Genomic DNA, 14055 nt, shown 5'->3' with positions numbered 1-14055 from the left:
TGCTTAAAAGTTCCCGGGAGAGAAGTAGAATGTGGAAAAAGTGGATTATCTTCGCAGGGCTTGCCCTGCTGTTTATCTTTTTTATACCTTATAGCTTGCCGCTTATCTTCGCGTTGGTAACCGCGACATTCCTTGAAGGCTTGGTTGGCTATTTCCAAAGGAAATTGAAATTGAACAGGGTAAAATCTGTGATCGCGGCTTTTATTACATTCCTGCTGGGCATTTTGGTTATCGGATACAATCTTTTTCTGATCCTATTCCAGCAGGTCATAAACTTGTCCGAGAAAACACCGACATTTGTCAGAGATTTATATGCAACTGGCATCAAACCGCTAATCAAAAAGTGGAAAGCCTATTCAAAAACACTTCCGCCTGATGTCATAATTTCTGTGGAAAATACAATTGACAATACTGTATACGCATTGGATCGGTTTGTACATGAAATTATTCAAGCTTTAATTGGTTTCTTGACGTCCATACCGGGATTTCTCATCGAGTTTCTCATTTACCTTGTTGCGTTATTTTTAATCAGCCTTGAACTCCCTGATATTAAGGCTTCAATCAAATCGCATTTAACAGAAGGTACAAAGAGAAAGGTATCCATTGTCCTAAACCAGCTGACAAAGGCGGGAGTTGGATTCATAAAAGCCCAAATCATCCTTAGCCTCCTCACCTACATGCTTGCTTTTATTGGTTTGCTTCTCCTAAGGGTGAAATACGCCGCTTTGCTTTCAGTTTTGATTGTAATTGTGGACATACTGCCAATTCTCGGAACTGGATCTTTCCTTGTGCCTTGGGCTGTTTTTTCATTAATCCAGGATAAGCAATTTCTTGGGATAGGATTAATTGTCCTGTTCGTCGCGATTACTATCATCAGGAGAACAGTGGAGCCAAAAGTTTACGCGACCAGCCTGGGAATCTCACCGCTTGCGTCACTTGCAAGCCTCTACATCGGCTTCAAGCTTATTGGTTTTATTGGCCTGTTCGCCGGGCCAGCGATTGTTATCATGATTGACGCGCTCATTAAAGTCAACGTCATCAAAATGAATTTTAAAATATAAGATAAAAAGGAACCTTTGGCGAGGTTCCTTTTGTCGTTTTGGAACTATAAAATCCTTGGCATGTGAATGGTTGTTCTGTAAAATGTTTGCCCTAAGTATGAGGGGTAGATTTCTATTGGCCATAATAAGGCCGGCTAGGTGAACCCTGGCATTTTGTTGTGCCGCGCCCATTTATAAAAATTGCAGCCTGGGCCTATTGCACATTTTCCCAATGCTGAATAGGATATATGGACTTAACTAAAGGAGGTAATGTGAATGTCTGGAGGAGCTTGCGGATACGGCGGCGGTTTCGCCCTTCTGGTAGTGTTGTTCATCTTGTTGGTTATAATCGGGGCTTCCTGGGGGTACGGAGGTTTCTATTAATTTAAAGGAGGTTCTATTATGTACGGATACGGTGGATACGGATATGGCTGCGGCGGTTATGGAGTTGGCGGCTATGGACACGGCGGTTTCGCCCTAATCGTCGTCCTGTTTATCCTGTTGATTATAGTTGGCGCTGCCTGCTTCAGGTGCTAGTTGGCAGCAAAAGGCTGGACCCATGGTTCAGCTTTTTTGTATTCATTAGGGAATTTTCTGGCTTGGGTCTGACCACTAAGGAAAGCTCTTTAAAAAAATCGCCGCAGGGACACAAAGGAACGCTTCCGAGGATATACATCAGAGACAGCGATCTTTGCTTGTCTCGCAGCGGTTTATTCTTGAGCGCAGGCGCATATGCTATTTTTCTTATTATTGCACTCATGCTTTTTTAACTAGCATCCACGATAGAAGCTCGTTCCTTTTCAGCAGCTTCTCCTCATGAAACTAGTCCTTTTCATGCAAGTATTAACAAACAGATGCCGAAAACCCAATTCGTTTCACAAAATAAGTTTCGACATTAAGAACATGGGTAAAAAGATATAGTGCCTAAAATTATATAGATTTACAGGAGGAGAATATGAGGAAGGTTGTTTTTGGGTTTTTATGTATTCTTTTGGTAATTGCGGCTCTGGCTGGTTGCAGCGGGGAGGAAAGCTCAGCTGATACGAAGCAGCAAGACGGTAAAGTGGTTCTTAACTTCTGGACGTTTTGGGGATCTGAAACCCGCAGGCCGATTATCGAAAAAATTGTTAAAGATTTCAATGATTCCCAGGATAAAATTGAGGTAAAGCATACCTTTTTGCCGTGGGGAGATATTTGGACTAAAAACCTTGCTTCGGTGGCCGCAGGGAATCCTGCTGATGTCATAGTAAATGATATCAACACGGTTGCCCAGCGCGCGGAGAATAAACAGGTAGAGGATTTAAGCAAATACCTTGACGGCTCATTTAAGGACCAATTCTATCCGCATTTATGGGAAACAGTCGAATATAAAGGGAAGCCTTACGCAGTTCCATTTAATACAGACACGAGGCTATTATTCTATAATAAAAAAGCATTCAAAGAAGTTGGGCTGGATCCAAATAAACCACCGCAAACATGGGCGGAATTAGAAGAATACGCAAAAAAACTTGACCTTAAAAATGGAAATAAATATGAGCGATTCGGTTTTTACCCATTATGGGGAAATACTGGGCCTTCTGCGTGGATGTCAAGTGCGGATGGCGGCAAAGGATTCATCCATGATGGAAAGCTGGAAATGAATACACCTAAAAAGCTCGACGCGCTTAAATGGCTGCTTTCCTGGCAGGATCGGTATGGCGAAAAAAACGTTCAGGCATTCAAGGCTGAATTCGGAAGTGAACAAGCCAATCCTTTCATTTCAGGTAAGGTGGCAATGATGATTGATGTCGGTACTTTTTACACTCAAATCCGGGATTATGGTAAGGACCTGGAATTCGGTGTTGCCAAGATTCCGGCCTATGATGAGAACAGTGGACATTGGGCGGATGGCGGAGGCTTTGTTGTAGAGGTGCCAAAGGGCTCCAAACATCCAAAGGAAGCAGTCGAGTTCATTAAATACCTGACAGGAAAGGAAGCACAAAAATATTGGGGAGAAAAGAACTATGATAACGTCGCCAACATTGAAGGTGCTACTGCCGTTTCTGAGTCGCTTGATGGACAAGCCAAGGAAGTATACGATTTGACCGTGGAAAACCTTGAGGAAACAAATCTCTACCCGGTACCTGTTGAATACCCTGATTTTCAGAACAGGATCAATCCGCATATAGATAAGGTCTTTACCGGAAAGCTCAGCCCTGAGAAAGCACTTGAAAGAGCAGAAGCGGATGTAAAGAAAATAAAAAAATAAGCGTTTTGATATAAAATATGCTCGAGAGAAGGGATGGCGGTGCTGTCCTTTCTCTTTTCAATCATACCGGAAAAGGGGGAAGTGGAATGAAGCCGCTTCAATCATCGAATATTTCTTTGTCATCAGAAGATGATAAGCTGCGAATCAGTAATTCAATGCCTTTGGAAACTTCGCGTCAGAAGTCTCCAAGGCAGCGGATATCCAGGTCCTCGAAGGAAAACATATGGGGTTATCTATTTATTAGCCCTTGGATTATCGGCTTTCTCTGCTTGACGCTTGGGCCGCTTCTGTTTTCCCTTGCGGCCAGCTTTACCGATTACAATATTACTTCAAAAATGAACTTTATTGGTTTTGATAACTTTGTAAGAATGTTTACGATCGACGATCTTTTTTGGACATCCTTATGGAATACTCTTTATTACGTTGTTTTTTCCGTGCCGCTCACAACTATAGGGGCTATTTTAATCGCAGTTCTTTTAAACCAGAAAATCCTCGGAATGAAGATTTTTCGTACTATTTATTATTTGCCGGCGATATTGTCGGGGGTAGCGGTATATTTTTTATGGATGCAGCTATTAAGCCCATCAACTGGGCTGGTGAACACCTTCCTCGGTTGGTTTGGCATCGATGGCCCTGCGTGGCTATTTGATCCGGAATGGACCAAGCCCGCTTTAATCCTGATGAAAATGTGGGCAGTAGGCGGTGGAATGCTGCTATACCTTGCAAGCCTGCAGGGGGTATCAAGTGAAATGTATGAAGCGGCCGATATTGAAGGGGCAAGCAGCCTCCAAAAGTTCTTCAACATCACTCTTCCAATGATTTCCCCGATCATCTTCTTTGACATCATTACAAGTACAATTGGAGCATTCCAAATCTTCCAGGAAGCCTACGTAATGACGGAAAACGGAAGCGGAGCACCGGCAAACTCGCTGCTATTCTATAACCTCCATATGTGGAACAATGCCTTCAAGGTTTTCGATATGGGCTATGCTTCAGCGATGGCTTGGATTCTTTTCATCATCGTCATGGTCCTGACAGTGCTGAATTTGAAGATTGGCAAACGTTGGGTCCATTATGAGGGGGGAGAAAAATAAATGAGTACGTACACGGCTCCAAAGTTTTATGAGAAGAAAAAATTCAAGGAAAAGGTTAAGGCTTGGGCGATTACCCTGATTCTGCTGGCAGGCAGTTTGATTATCCTGTCGCCGCTTTGGTGGATGATCTCTACATCCCTTAAAACACCAGCGGAGATTGCTCAATACCCTCCCACCTTTTTTCCTAAGGAATTTAAATTTGAAAATTATTTAAAAGCGTGGCAGACAGCGCCTTTCACGCGCTGGGCAATGAACACAGCATTCATCGCAGTAATAGGTACGATTGGCAGCGTCCTTATAAATTCTCTCGTAGCCTATTCTTTTGCAAAAATACGGTTCAAGGGACGCAATGCATTGTTTGTCATCGTCCTTTCAACGATGCTTATTCCAGGGTTTGTTACAATGGTCCCCCAGTATATCCTGTTTTCCAAACTGGGTTGGGTGAATACGTACTTACCTTTAATCGTCCCCGCATTCCTCGGCAGCGCATTTTTTATCTTCCTGCTTCGGCAGTTCATGATGACCATCCCGAACTCGCTGATCGAGGCGGCAGTGCTTGATGGAGCCAACCATTTGCAAATTTGGTGGCATATCATGATTCCTTTGACCAAGCCGGCTTTGATGGCAGTCGCAATATTCTCCTTTAACGGGGCTTGGAACGATTTGCTTGGCCCGCTTCTGTACATTAACGATGAGAGTATGTATACATTACAAATTGGCTTGCAGACATTTAAGGGTACCGTCCAGACACAATGGCATTATTTGATGTCCATGTCTGTAACCGTCCTTTTGCCCGTTGTTTTGTTATTCTTCTTCTTTCAGCGCTATTTTATTGAAGGGGCCAATATTTCTTCCGGAACGAAGGGATAAGGAGTTGGAAAACCCGGTTGCACCGGGTTTTTTAATTGCCAATGTAAAAACCAAAATGGGATGAATGGTCGAGCTGCAGAAGTTCCAACTTTTTAATCGGAAAAAGTTGTCTCTTTTTCCATGGCAACATTTTGGGGTTGGTTTCGCCCTTCATACAATGTTAGCCTTATAGGGAGCCAAAAAGAAGGGAGTTGGAGGAGATGAAATGGTTTTTTACGCCAGCCATATCGCTCATGATTGCCTTCCCTAATTGCCTGCCTGGCAGCCTGTTAGTAAAAAAACAGAATGATCCAAATTGCATTCCGGCTGTTGAAAAGCTGTTTAAGCCAAAAAAGGCGGCTGCAGCTGTAAAGCCTGTTCAAAATAAGAAGAACGTGAAAGCAGCGGTCAAAGGTCCGGTTTTATCAAATGAAGAAAAGGATCTCCTTGCAAGGCTTGTTCATGCCGAAGCAAAGGGTGAGCCGTTCAAAGGGAAAGTAGCCGTAGCGGAGGTCGTTTTGAATAGGGTTCATAACGGCCAGTTCCCTGATACAGTGAAAGAAGTGATTTATCAGAAAAGGCAATTTGATCCTGTCGCTAATGGAGAGATAAACAAACCAGCAGGCGCCGAAGCAAAGAAGGCAGTAGAGGAAGCAGTATCGAAAGAGAAAAAGGTTACAGATGCATTGTTTTTCTACAATCCCGTAACCGCAGGAGATAGGTGGATCCGTACCAGGACTGTCACCGCCAAAATAGGAAGGCATGTTTTTGCGAGTTAAATACCGTATAATCAAAAACCCCTTGTTATCTTGAAGCAAGGGGTTTTTGATTTTCATGCATTTCTATGGTGTTTTTCCAGGTTTTGAAATTTTCAATATCCTTCGACAGCCGTTTCCACGTAAACGCGAGCACCGCGGCGTCGTCTACCAGGCCAAGGCCCAAAATAAAGTCAGGGATTATATCAATTGGAGATACAAAATAAATAATAGCTCCGATAACCGCCAATATTGTCCCTTTGGAAACTTCCTTATATTCTCCTTTTGCCCATGCCCTCGCAAGTTCGAATAGGAGCTGAAGCTTGTGCCAGGTGTCGCCAAGTGACTTTTTGTTTTTATCAGCCTTTCCGAAAGCCCTTTTTAGAAGGGAATCCGTTTCTTTCGGATTGTCGTAATATTTTTGGGCCTTCTGTTCATATTTTTTGCCAATGCCTTCATAGTCCTTATCCATATGCAGCTTCCTTTCTTCAAAAAGGTTTGTACCTTCATATTATTTTCCACAGAAAGGACAGGCTTAAACTTTTTCGAATTAGACAAAAAATGCCGGGCTCCGATATAATCGGTTCCCGGCTTATTTTTTAAGCTAAGATGAATTCTTCTTCAATTGCTTTATTACTGGAAGCGATGATGTCTTCAACTTCAGAACCTTCAAGTGTTTCTTTTTTTAGAAGTGCTTCGACTAGCCTCTCATAAGCTAAGCGGTTAGAACGGATGATCAGCTCGGACTTTTCGAGTCCATTTTGGAACAGCTCCTGCATTTTCGTTTCCTTTTCAGTCTTTACGAAAGTGAGCGTGAATCCTTCCTGTAGCATCCCTGTATCGACCATTTGCTCAATGATGCGCTTCGCCTGCTGAACATCGCCGCTGACCCCAATGCTGTGCTCTCCAAGGAACATTCTCTCTGCAACCCCGCCGGCAAGAATCATTGCAATCCGGTCTAGAAGGTCGCTGGTTGTTGAGAGGTGCAATTCTTTAGGGATTGGCGCAACATACCCAAGTGCCTCTCCTCTAGGAATAATGGTTGCTTTTCGAACAGAACCTGGTTTGGTAATCGCAGCTACAATTGCATGGCCAGCTTCATGGATTGCGACCCTGCGTTTCGTATCAGCATCCTGAAGCTCCCGGGAAGTACTCCCAAGGATTGTTCGATCCAACGCATGATCAAGATCCGCTTTGGTAATTACATCCTGGCCGTTACGGACGGCGCGCCTGCTGGCTGTTTCAAATAGCATGCTCAAGTCGGCACCTGAAAATCCCGAAGTACTTTCAGCAAGGTCATCCAGGGATGCGAATACATCATCAGCAAGCATTTTACCCTTTGTATGGATGTTGATAATTTCCTTGCGGCCCTTCGTGTCAGGGAGCGGTACTTGGAAGGAAAAATCGATCCTGCCAGGACGGAGGAACGCGTCATCAAGCATGTCCTTCCGATTCGTTGCCGCTACGAATAATATACCTTCGTTTGAGTGTCCCCCATCCAGCTGGACCAAAAGCTCGGTAAGGGTCTTTTCGGATTCTTCCCCTCCAAGCGCCTTGCGTTTTCCGGCAAGGGCATCGACTTCATCAATAAAGATAACGGCCGGCGTTTGCTTCCTTGCATTTTGGAACAAGCTTCTCACCCTGGAAGCACCGATGCCGACAAACAGTTCATTGAAGGCAGAACCGCTCGTAGAAAAGAAATTTGCGCCAAGCTCCTTTGCTATCGCCTGTGCAAGCAAAGTTTTTCCAGTCCCTGGAGGCCCGTATAGGAGGATTCCTTTTGGGGGCTTAATGCCAAGCTTTGAGGACCGCTCGGGTTCTTTTATAATAGAAAGTGTCTGGAGTATTTCTTCCTTCATTTCATCGCCGAGGCCCCCTACATCCTTAAGGGAGATTTCCGGGAGTGGACGTGCTTTGGATAGGCTGTTTTTCATTGTGTTCGAAACGCCGATTCCGTTGCCGCCTTTTGATTTCTGTAAGGCAAATGCCACGGCTGCCATTGAAACGATTACTCCGCCCATAATCCATTTTCCGTACTTGCTGCTGTTTGTAAATTTGTAGTCAACGTTGTATTTGGATACTAAATCATTCGCCATCTGGCTATTAGGAGGCACTTTTGCCATGAATTTTCCCTCGCTTGTAGTTAATGTTAGGCTTCCATCGGATCGTTCTTCCAGAGATACAATTTTGCCGTTTTCCGCTGCGATTTTCTTTTCCATCGAAGAGAACGGAATGACGGTTTCTTTCACCGTAGACTGAATTGCCCAAGTAATTCCCGCGGCTGCTATAATAACTGCTGTAATCAGCGGTATGAATTTATTAATTGTCTTTTTACTCATATCCACTATGCTCATCTCCTTTATGTCTATCTCCATTATATGAAAATACTATTTGTAATAAATAGGGAATGAGAATTATCCCCTCTGGGAATTGCAGGAAATTAATTGGTCGAGGTTTGAACAACTAGTGAATTTATGAGTCGTTTAACACAGTAAACATCCCTGCTTTATTGAATGGAAGGGACTTTAGGAGGATTAACCCTATGAAAAAAATGCGTTAGCCGAGAGTGAGTTTTTTTAAAAAAAGCTGGTTTTTCGGACACATTCCCGCCATATTTAACCCGTTAGAAAAATATTGTAAATTTCCTTCATTGCAATATGTTCTTTAGAGGGGAAATTAATACACAAAACTTTTTTTGATTATTTTAAACGTTTGATACGATAAGGAAAATATTCATGATTGCAAACTTCAGTGCGCAGCGATAAGATAAAAGTTATGGACAAAATCTAATTGTCAAAAGTGAGGATACAAATATGGGTAAGAATCTTAAAGATGAAGTCCTCTCAAGAAGGACTTTTGCAATCATTTCCCACCCGGATGCGGGAAAGACGACGATGACGGAAAAATTGCTTCTATTTGGAGGAGCAATCAGGGACGCGGGAACGGTTAAGGCAAAAAAAACAGGGAAGTTCGCGACTAGCGACTGGATGGAAATTGAGAAACAACGTGGAATTTCTGTTACATCGAGTGTAATGCAATTTGATTATGACGGTTTCAGGGTTAACATATTGGATACCCCTGGCCACCAGGATTTCAGTGAAGACACGTATAGGACGCTGATGGCTGTCGATAGCGCGGTCATGATTATCGACTCGGCAAAGGGGATTGAAGAGCAAACAATGAAGCTTTTCAAGGTCTGCCGGATGCGCGGGATCCCAATTTTCACATTCATGAACAAATTGGACCGGCAGGGGAAAGCACCGCTTGAGCTTTTGGCAGAGCTTGAGGAAGTGCTTGGAATCGAATCCTACCCGATGAACTGGCCGATTGGTATGGGAAAGGAATTCTTGGGAATTTACGACAGATTCAATAACCGCATTGAGCAGTTTAGGGTCGATGAAGAAGATCGATTCATTCCATTGAATGATGACGGCGAAATTGAGGGTGACCACCCAATCAAGAAAACGGGTTTGTATGACCAGACACTCGAAGAAGTATTACTGCTGAATGAGGCTGGGAACGATTTTTCCCCTGAGCGTGTTGCAGCGGGGAACTTGACGCCTGTCTTTTTCGGGAGCGCGCTTACGACATTTGGAGTCCAGACATTCCTCGAATCTTATCTGGAATTCGCGCCGCCTCCAAAGCCGCGTAATTCCTCGGTTGGGGAAATCGACCCGCTTTCAGAAAATTTTTCTGGATTTGTTTTCAAAATCCAGGCGAATATGAATCCTGCGCATCGTGACAGGATAGCTTTTGTCCGCGTATGCTCCGGAAAATTCGAGCGTGGGATGAGTGTGAATGTGCCAAGGATTGGGAAACAAATCAAGCTTTCCCAGTCAACCTCATTTATGGCTGAAGAGCGTAGTACTGTCGATGAAGCAGTAAGCGGGGATATTATCGGCCTTTATGATACGGGTACCTACCAGATTGGCGATACGATTACATCTGGCAAAGATCAATTCCAGTTTGAACGACTGCCTCAATTTACGCCTGAATTGTTCGTGAAGGTATCTGCGAAAAACGTAATGAAGCAGAAATCCTTCTATAAAGGGATTGAGCAGCTTGTCCAGGAAGGGGCTATCCAGCTTTTCAAAACGGCAAGGATGGAGGAATATCTGCTCGGCGCGGTTGGCCAGCTCCAGTTTGAGGTTTTCGAACATCGGATGAAGAACGAATACAATTCGGATGTCATCATGGAGAGCCTTGGCTCCAAGGTAGCAAGGTGGGTTGAAGGTGATTCTGTTAACGAAAATCTTTCAAACTCCAGGAGCCTGCTCGTCAAAGACCGTTTCGGAAAATATGCTTTTCTGTTTGAAAATGAGTTTGCATTACGTTGGTTCCAGGATAAAAATCCGGAAGTGAAGCTTTATAACCCGATGGATATGCATGATTAAGTTGTCCATTCTTTAAAAAAACGAAGGCACTCTTTGTTTTCCCTTTACGGCGCGCTTTTCTCAAGCCGCTCTACCATATTTCTTAGGGCCATAAACCATGTTGGTTTATGGCCCTATTTTTATGTTTATTATATTCTTTTTTTGTGTACCCTCAAAAAAGCATCTACCTCTTGCGTAAGCTTTAGTGAAAAGCGGCCGCTCAAATCTTACCATGAGGTGACAACGATGAAAAACATTGAAATGAAAAAAATTGGGAAAGCAGCAATGGCAATGGCCCTTGCAGGAACATTCGCCTTTTCCCCAACACTCGCGTCCGCGAATACTCAAGTACAGGCAGATTCCACAGTTGCCGCTAACGTACAGATAAACGAAGATGTGCAAAAACCGGATTTGGTCCCAGGTGACTTCTTCTACTTTGTTAAAATCGCTCTAGAAAAAATTAAGCTTGCCATTACGTTTGATAAAGAGAAGGAAGCCGAACTTCTTGCCGGCTATGCGGCGGAAAGGCTTGCAGAAGCGGAAGAACTCTTTAATGCAGGCAAAGAAGACCTTGCTGTTAAAACACTTAAGGACGGAATTGCTTACCTAAACGAGTATGAAGCAAAAGCAGAAGAGCCAAAATCCGAGGATACAAAAACGGAAGAACCAAAATCGGACGAGCCAAAATCCGCGGATGAAACAAAACAGCCGGCCGAAGGTGAAGAAACAGTAAAGGATCAGCCAGCAGAGGAAGAAAAGGCTGTTGATAAGAATGAAGACAATGATGAACCTGGGGAAGACCTTGTCCGCAATAACATAATCGCTTTAAAAGCTGCTCTTGAAAAGGTCAAGAATCCAACTGCCAAAGCAGCCCTGCAAAAAAACATTGATAAAACTATTGCTAAAATGGCAGCAAAAGCAGAAGAAGCAGCAAACGAGGATGAAAAGGCTACAGTGAAAACTGAAACGAATGTTTCAACTGACGACGAGATAAGTGTTAAGGAAGAGGCTGTAGTTGAAAAACCAGTGGTAAAAGCCGAACCAGCAGTACCTGCAACTCCTGCAGTACCAGCAGTACAGAAAAAGCAGGAAGTAAAGCAAGCCAAAAAGGAAGCAAAAGAAATTCGCAAGCAAGCAAACCAGGAAGTAAAAGAAGTCCGCAAACAGGCGAACCAACAGGTAAAGCAAATCCGCAGCGAGGCGAAGCAGGAAGTAAAGAACATTAAGCAAGCTGAAAAAGCTGCCAAGGTTGAAGCGAAAATTGAAGTGAAAACAGCTAAAAAAGAAAAAGGCCTTGAGTCAGAACATGGAAAAAGCGGGAAATAAAGGTTCATCACTATAAGTGCTGGTTTATGATTAAAATGCGTAACTTATATGTTGATTGGAGCGGAGGGCACCGACTCCTGCGGGATGCAGCGGCAAGGTGGAGACCCCACAGGCGCCAGCGCCGAGGAGGCTCCACTGACGCCCCGCGGAAAGCGTGTGCCTGTAGCGCAAATCAACATATTTGCTAAAACCACTTTTTGTGGTGAAGAACCGAAATAAAAAGAAAAAAGCAAAAAACAAAAAGCCATAAGCATGAAGCATTGGAAAAGATAGCTCTAAAAAGCTATCTTTTCTCCCAATTAAACCACTTGGCATCTCTCATATGCTATAATTGGGGATTAGAGAGGTGAGGTTTATGCTAAGCTTATTGTTCTTAGCCAAAAAAAAGAAGCGGACGCTTGAGGAGTCTGTTCGATTAATACAGCAGGGCGACAAGAAGCTGAATAATGAACTGATTGAAGCTTACAAGCCATTCATTGCAAAAACTGTTTCGGTTGTATGCAAGAGGTATATCGTTCAATCAGACGATGAGTTTAGCATAGGCCTTATAGCGTTTAATGAAGCCATCCAAAAATATTCACCCGAACGGGGAAGCTCACTTTTAAGCTTTGCAGAGGTACTTATAAAGCGCAGAGTGATTGACCATATACGCAAGGAAGCAAAGAATCCGACTGTAAGCCTGGAAAATCAGACAGAAACGGGCGAGCCGGATTCCAGGGGTGCAATGATTGAAAATGAATTATCCCTTGACGATTATCGTAAAAAAACAGATGAAGAGTTAAGGCGGGAGGAAATCCTTCGTTTCCAGCAACACCTGCGGGACTATGAACTTAGCTTCCAGGAATTGGTTGAACAAGCCCCAAAGCATGCAGATGCACGCAAAAATGCCATTCAGGCTGCCAGGATGCTTGCTGAAAATGAAGAATTAAGAGAGAGCTTGCTCGTTAAGAAACGGCTTCCCATGAAACAATTGGAGGAAATGGTGGACGTCAGCCGAAAGACTCTGGAACGGAATAGAAAATATATTATCGCAATGGCTCTGATAATGTCCGGTGATTATGTTTATATGAAGGATTATATTAAAGGGGTGCTTGATTCATGAGGACAGGTATCATTATGGAAATGGATGAGTCGTTTCTTACCTTATTGACCCCTGAGGGAGAATTTTTGAGGGCGCGTAGAAAAGAAAAAGTGTACTCAATCGGGGAAGAAATTACTTTTGAACCAGCTTTACAATCCCATAATAAAAAGGGATTTGTATTTGGCAAACTCGCGGGGATGAAGAGGACTTGGATTGCAGCAGCTGCAGCCATTATCATTATGGCTTCCGGACTCATACCTTTGCAGGGCAGCAATCAGGTATATGCCTATATGTCCATTGATGTAAATCCAAGCATTGAGCTTGGCGTCAATGACAAAATGCAGGTTCTGAAATTAAACGCCTATAATTCGGCAGGCAAGAAAATCGTATCTGGGTTGAAGGATTGGGAAAAGGAAAATGTATCCACGGTAGCGGAAAACATTCTTTCTGAAATCGGCCGCCAGGGCTATTTTACAGAAACGAATACCGTTATTATTTCAGCGGTAAAAACCGATAAAGAAGAAAAACAGGCTGAAAAAAAGCTAAATGAAACAATAAAGGAAATATCCGCTACAGCAAAGAAGGAAAACCATGAAGTAACAGTTATTAATGGCTCTGCCAAAGACCTGAAGGAGGCCCGGAAACGCGGGGTGACTACTGGTATATACAAGGCGGGGGTAGAAACAACGAAAACGGTTGAAACAAAGCCGGTAATACAGGATGTTCCTCAAGTTGTTCCAGTTCCGTCTGCGGTTCCGAGCAAGGAAGGAAAGAAAAACACCCCTCCGGGCCAGGCCAAAAAGGAACTGAATGCCGACCCTGCAAACAAGGAAAGTAAAGGGAATGAAGGTAAAAAGCCAAAATCCGAATCCGGTAAAGATAAACCTGGCCAAAAGGAAAAAACCGATAATAAAGAAAACGGGAAAAACAATAAAGAGAAAAATAAAGATAAGAAAAATAACGGGCACGGAAATGGCCAAGGAAATAATCTCGGGGACGACAAGGAAAACAATCCTGGAAAAAAGGGTAAAGATGCAAAAGGTGGTGACCAGGAAAAAAAGCGGGGAGGTCCAAAAGAGAAGAATAACGAAAAAGGGAAAAGCGAACAAAAACCAAGTCCCCAGAGTAAGGGACCAAAACCTGTCGAAAATAAAGGAAATCCCAACAACAATGAAAAGAAATCCGAGAATAAGGGCAAAAGCAATAATGGGAACAAGGATGGAAATAAATCAGACTCAAATCAAAAAGAAAAAGGGAAGTCCGGCAAATAGCCGGACTTTTTTCCATGT

Annotated in this window: 13 protein-coding genes; 11 read left to right on the top strand and 2 right to left on the bottom strand. The window is 43.4% G+C overall.

Features of this window, described 5'->3' with window-relative positions:
• The first annotated feature begins 29 nt into the window (after positions 1 to 29).
• The 7 genes from ytvI to AR337_RS19695 all read left to right on the top strand — a co-directional run bounded on the left by ytvI (position 30) and on the right by AR337_RS19695 (position 6010).
• Positions 30 to 1061: a sporulation integral membrane protein YtvI gene (gene ytvI, locus AR337_RS19715; protein WP_059173762.1), complete on the top strand. Its 1032-nt coding sequence runs from the start codon at positions 30 to 32 to the stop codon at positions 1059 to 1061.
• A gap of 255 nt (positions 1062 to 1316) precedes the next feature.
• A complete protein-coding gene (locus AR337_RS22910; protein ID WP_082687082.1) occupies positions 1317 to 1424 on the top strand; it encodes a YjcZ family sporulation protein in 108 nt (35 codons plus the stop codon).
• Between the two features lie 18 nt (positions 1425 to 1442).
• Positions 1443 to 1577, top strand: coding sequence for a YjcZ family sporulation protein (locus AR337_RS22905; protein ID WP_082687081.1), 135 nt, complete (start codon positions 1443 to 1445; stop codon positions 1575 to 1577).
• A gap of 418 nt (positions 1578 to 1995) precedes the next feature.
• On the top strand, positions 1996 to 3288 hold the full coding sequence (locus AR337_RS19710; RefSeq protein ID WP_059173761.1) for an ABC transporter substrate-binding protein: 1293 nt from the start codon (positions 1996 to 1998) through the stop codon (positions 3286 to 3288).
• 86 nt (positions 3289 to 3374) lie between these two features.
• Positions 3375 to 4382, top strand: coding sequence for a carbohydrate ABC transporter permease (locus tag AR337_RS19705; RefSeq protein WP_301335734.1), 1008 nt, complete (start codon positions 3375 to 3377; stop codon positions 4380 to 4382).
• Positions 4383 to 5252 carry a carbohydrate ABC transporter permease gene (locus tag AR337_RS19700; RefSeq protein ID WP_059173760.1) on the top strand — a complete coding sequence of 290 codons (870 nt, stop codon included), beginning with the start codon at positions 4383 to 4385 and terminating at the stop codon, positions 5250 to 5252.
• Between the two features lie 200 nt (positions 5253 to 5452).
• Positions 5453 to 6010, top strand: a complete 558-nt coding sequence (locus AR337_RS19695) for a cell wall hydrolase (protein WP_059173759.1) — start codon at positions 5453 to 5455, stop codon at positions 6008 to 6010.
• Between the two features lie 25 nt (positions 6011 to 6035).
• Here the strand turns inward: AR337_RS19695 and AR337_RS19690 are convergent, their stop codons facing one another.
• Together AR337_RS19690 and AR337_RS19685 are read right to left on the bottom strand one after the other, a co-directional pair.
• Positions 6036 to 6458 (bottom strand): YkvA family protein, encoded by a 423-nt coding sequence (locus AR337_RS19690; RefSeq protein ID WP_059173758.1) that lies wholly within the window; start codon positions 6456 to 6458, stop codon positions 6036 to 6038.
• A 127-nt stretch (positions 6459 to 6585) separates the two neighbouring features.
• Positions 6586 to 8325: an AAA family ATPase gene (locus tag AR337_RS19685; protein WP_059173930.1), complete on the bottom strand. Its 1740-nt coding sequence runs from the start codon at positions 8323 to 8325 to the stop codon at positions 6586 to 6588.
• Positions 8326 to 8799: 474 nt separating this feature from the next.
• Here AR337_RS19685 and AR337_RS19680 point away from each other — a divergent pair, with 474 nt between their 5' ends.
• The 4 genes from AR337_RS19680 to AR337_RS19665 all read left to right on the top strand — a co-directional run bounded on the left by AR337_RS19680 (position 8800) and on the right by AR337_RS19665 (position 14037).
• On the top strand, positions 8800 to 10380 hold the full coding sequence (locus AR337_RS19680; RefSeq protein WP_059173757.1) for a peptide chain release factor 3: 1581 nt from the start codon (positions 8800 to 8802) through the stop codon (positions 10378 to 10380).
• A gap of 225 nt (positions 10381 to 10605) precedes the next feature.
• The gene (locus tag AR337_RS19675) at positions 10606 to 11685 is read left to right on the top strand and encodes a DUF5667 domain-containing protein (protein WP_059173756.1); all 1080 of its coding nucleotides are present in this window, start codon (positions 10606 to 10608) and stop codon (positions 11683 to 11685) included.
• Positions 11686 to 12031: 346 nt separating this feature from the next.
• Complete coding sequence (gene sigI, locus AR337_RS19670) at positions 12032 to 12787, top strand: RNA polymerase sigma factor SigI (RefSeq protein ID WP_253701994.1); 756 nt, start codon at positions 12032 to 12034, stop codon at positions 12785 to 12787.
• Positions 12784 to 14037 carry an anti-sigma factor domain-containing protein gene (locus AR337_RS19665; protein ID WP_059173754.1) on the top strand — a complete coding sequence of 418 codons (1254 nt, stop codon included), beginning with the start codon at positions 12784 to 12786 and terminating at the stop codon, positions 14035 to 14037. The genes sigI and AR337_RS19665 overlap by 4 nt, the downstream gene beginning before the upstream one ends.
• The last annotated feature ends 18 nt before the right edge of the window (positions 14038 to 14055 follow it).

The organism is Bacillus sp. FJAT-27445 (assembly GCF_001510665.1).
Classification (GTDB): domain Bacteria; phylum Bacillota; class Bacilli; order Bacillales; family Cytobacillaceae; genus Bacillus_D.
The sequence above is the reverse complement of the archived record's forward strand: the minus strand, read 5'-3'. Positions and strand labels throughout refer to the sequence as shown.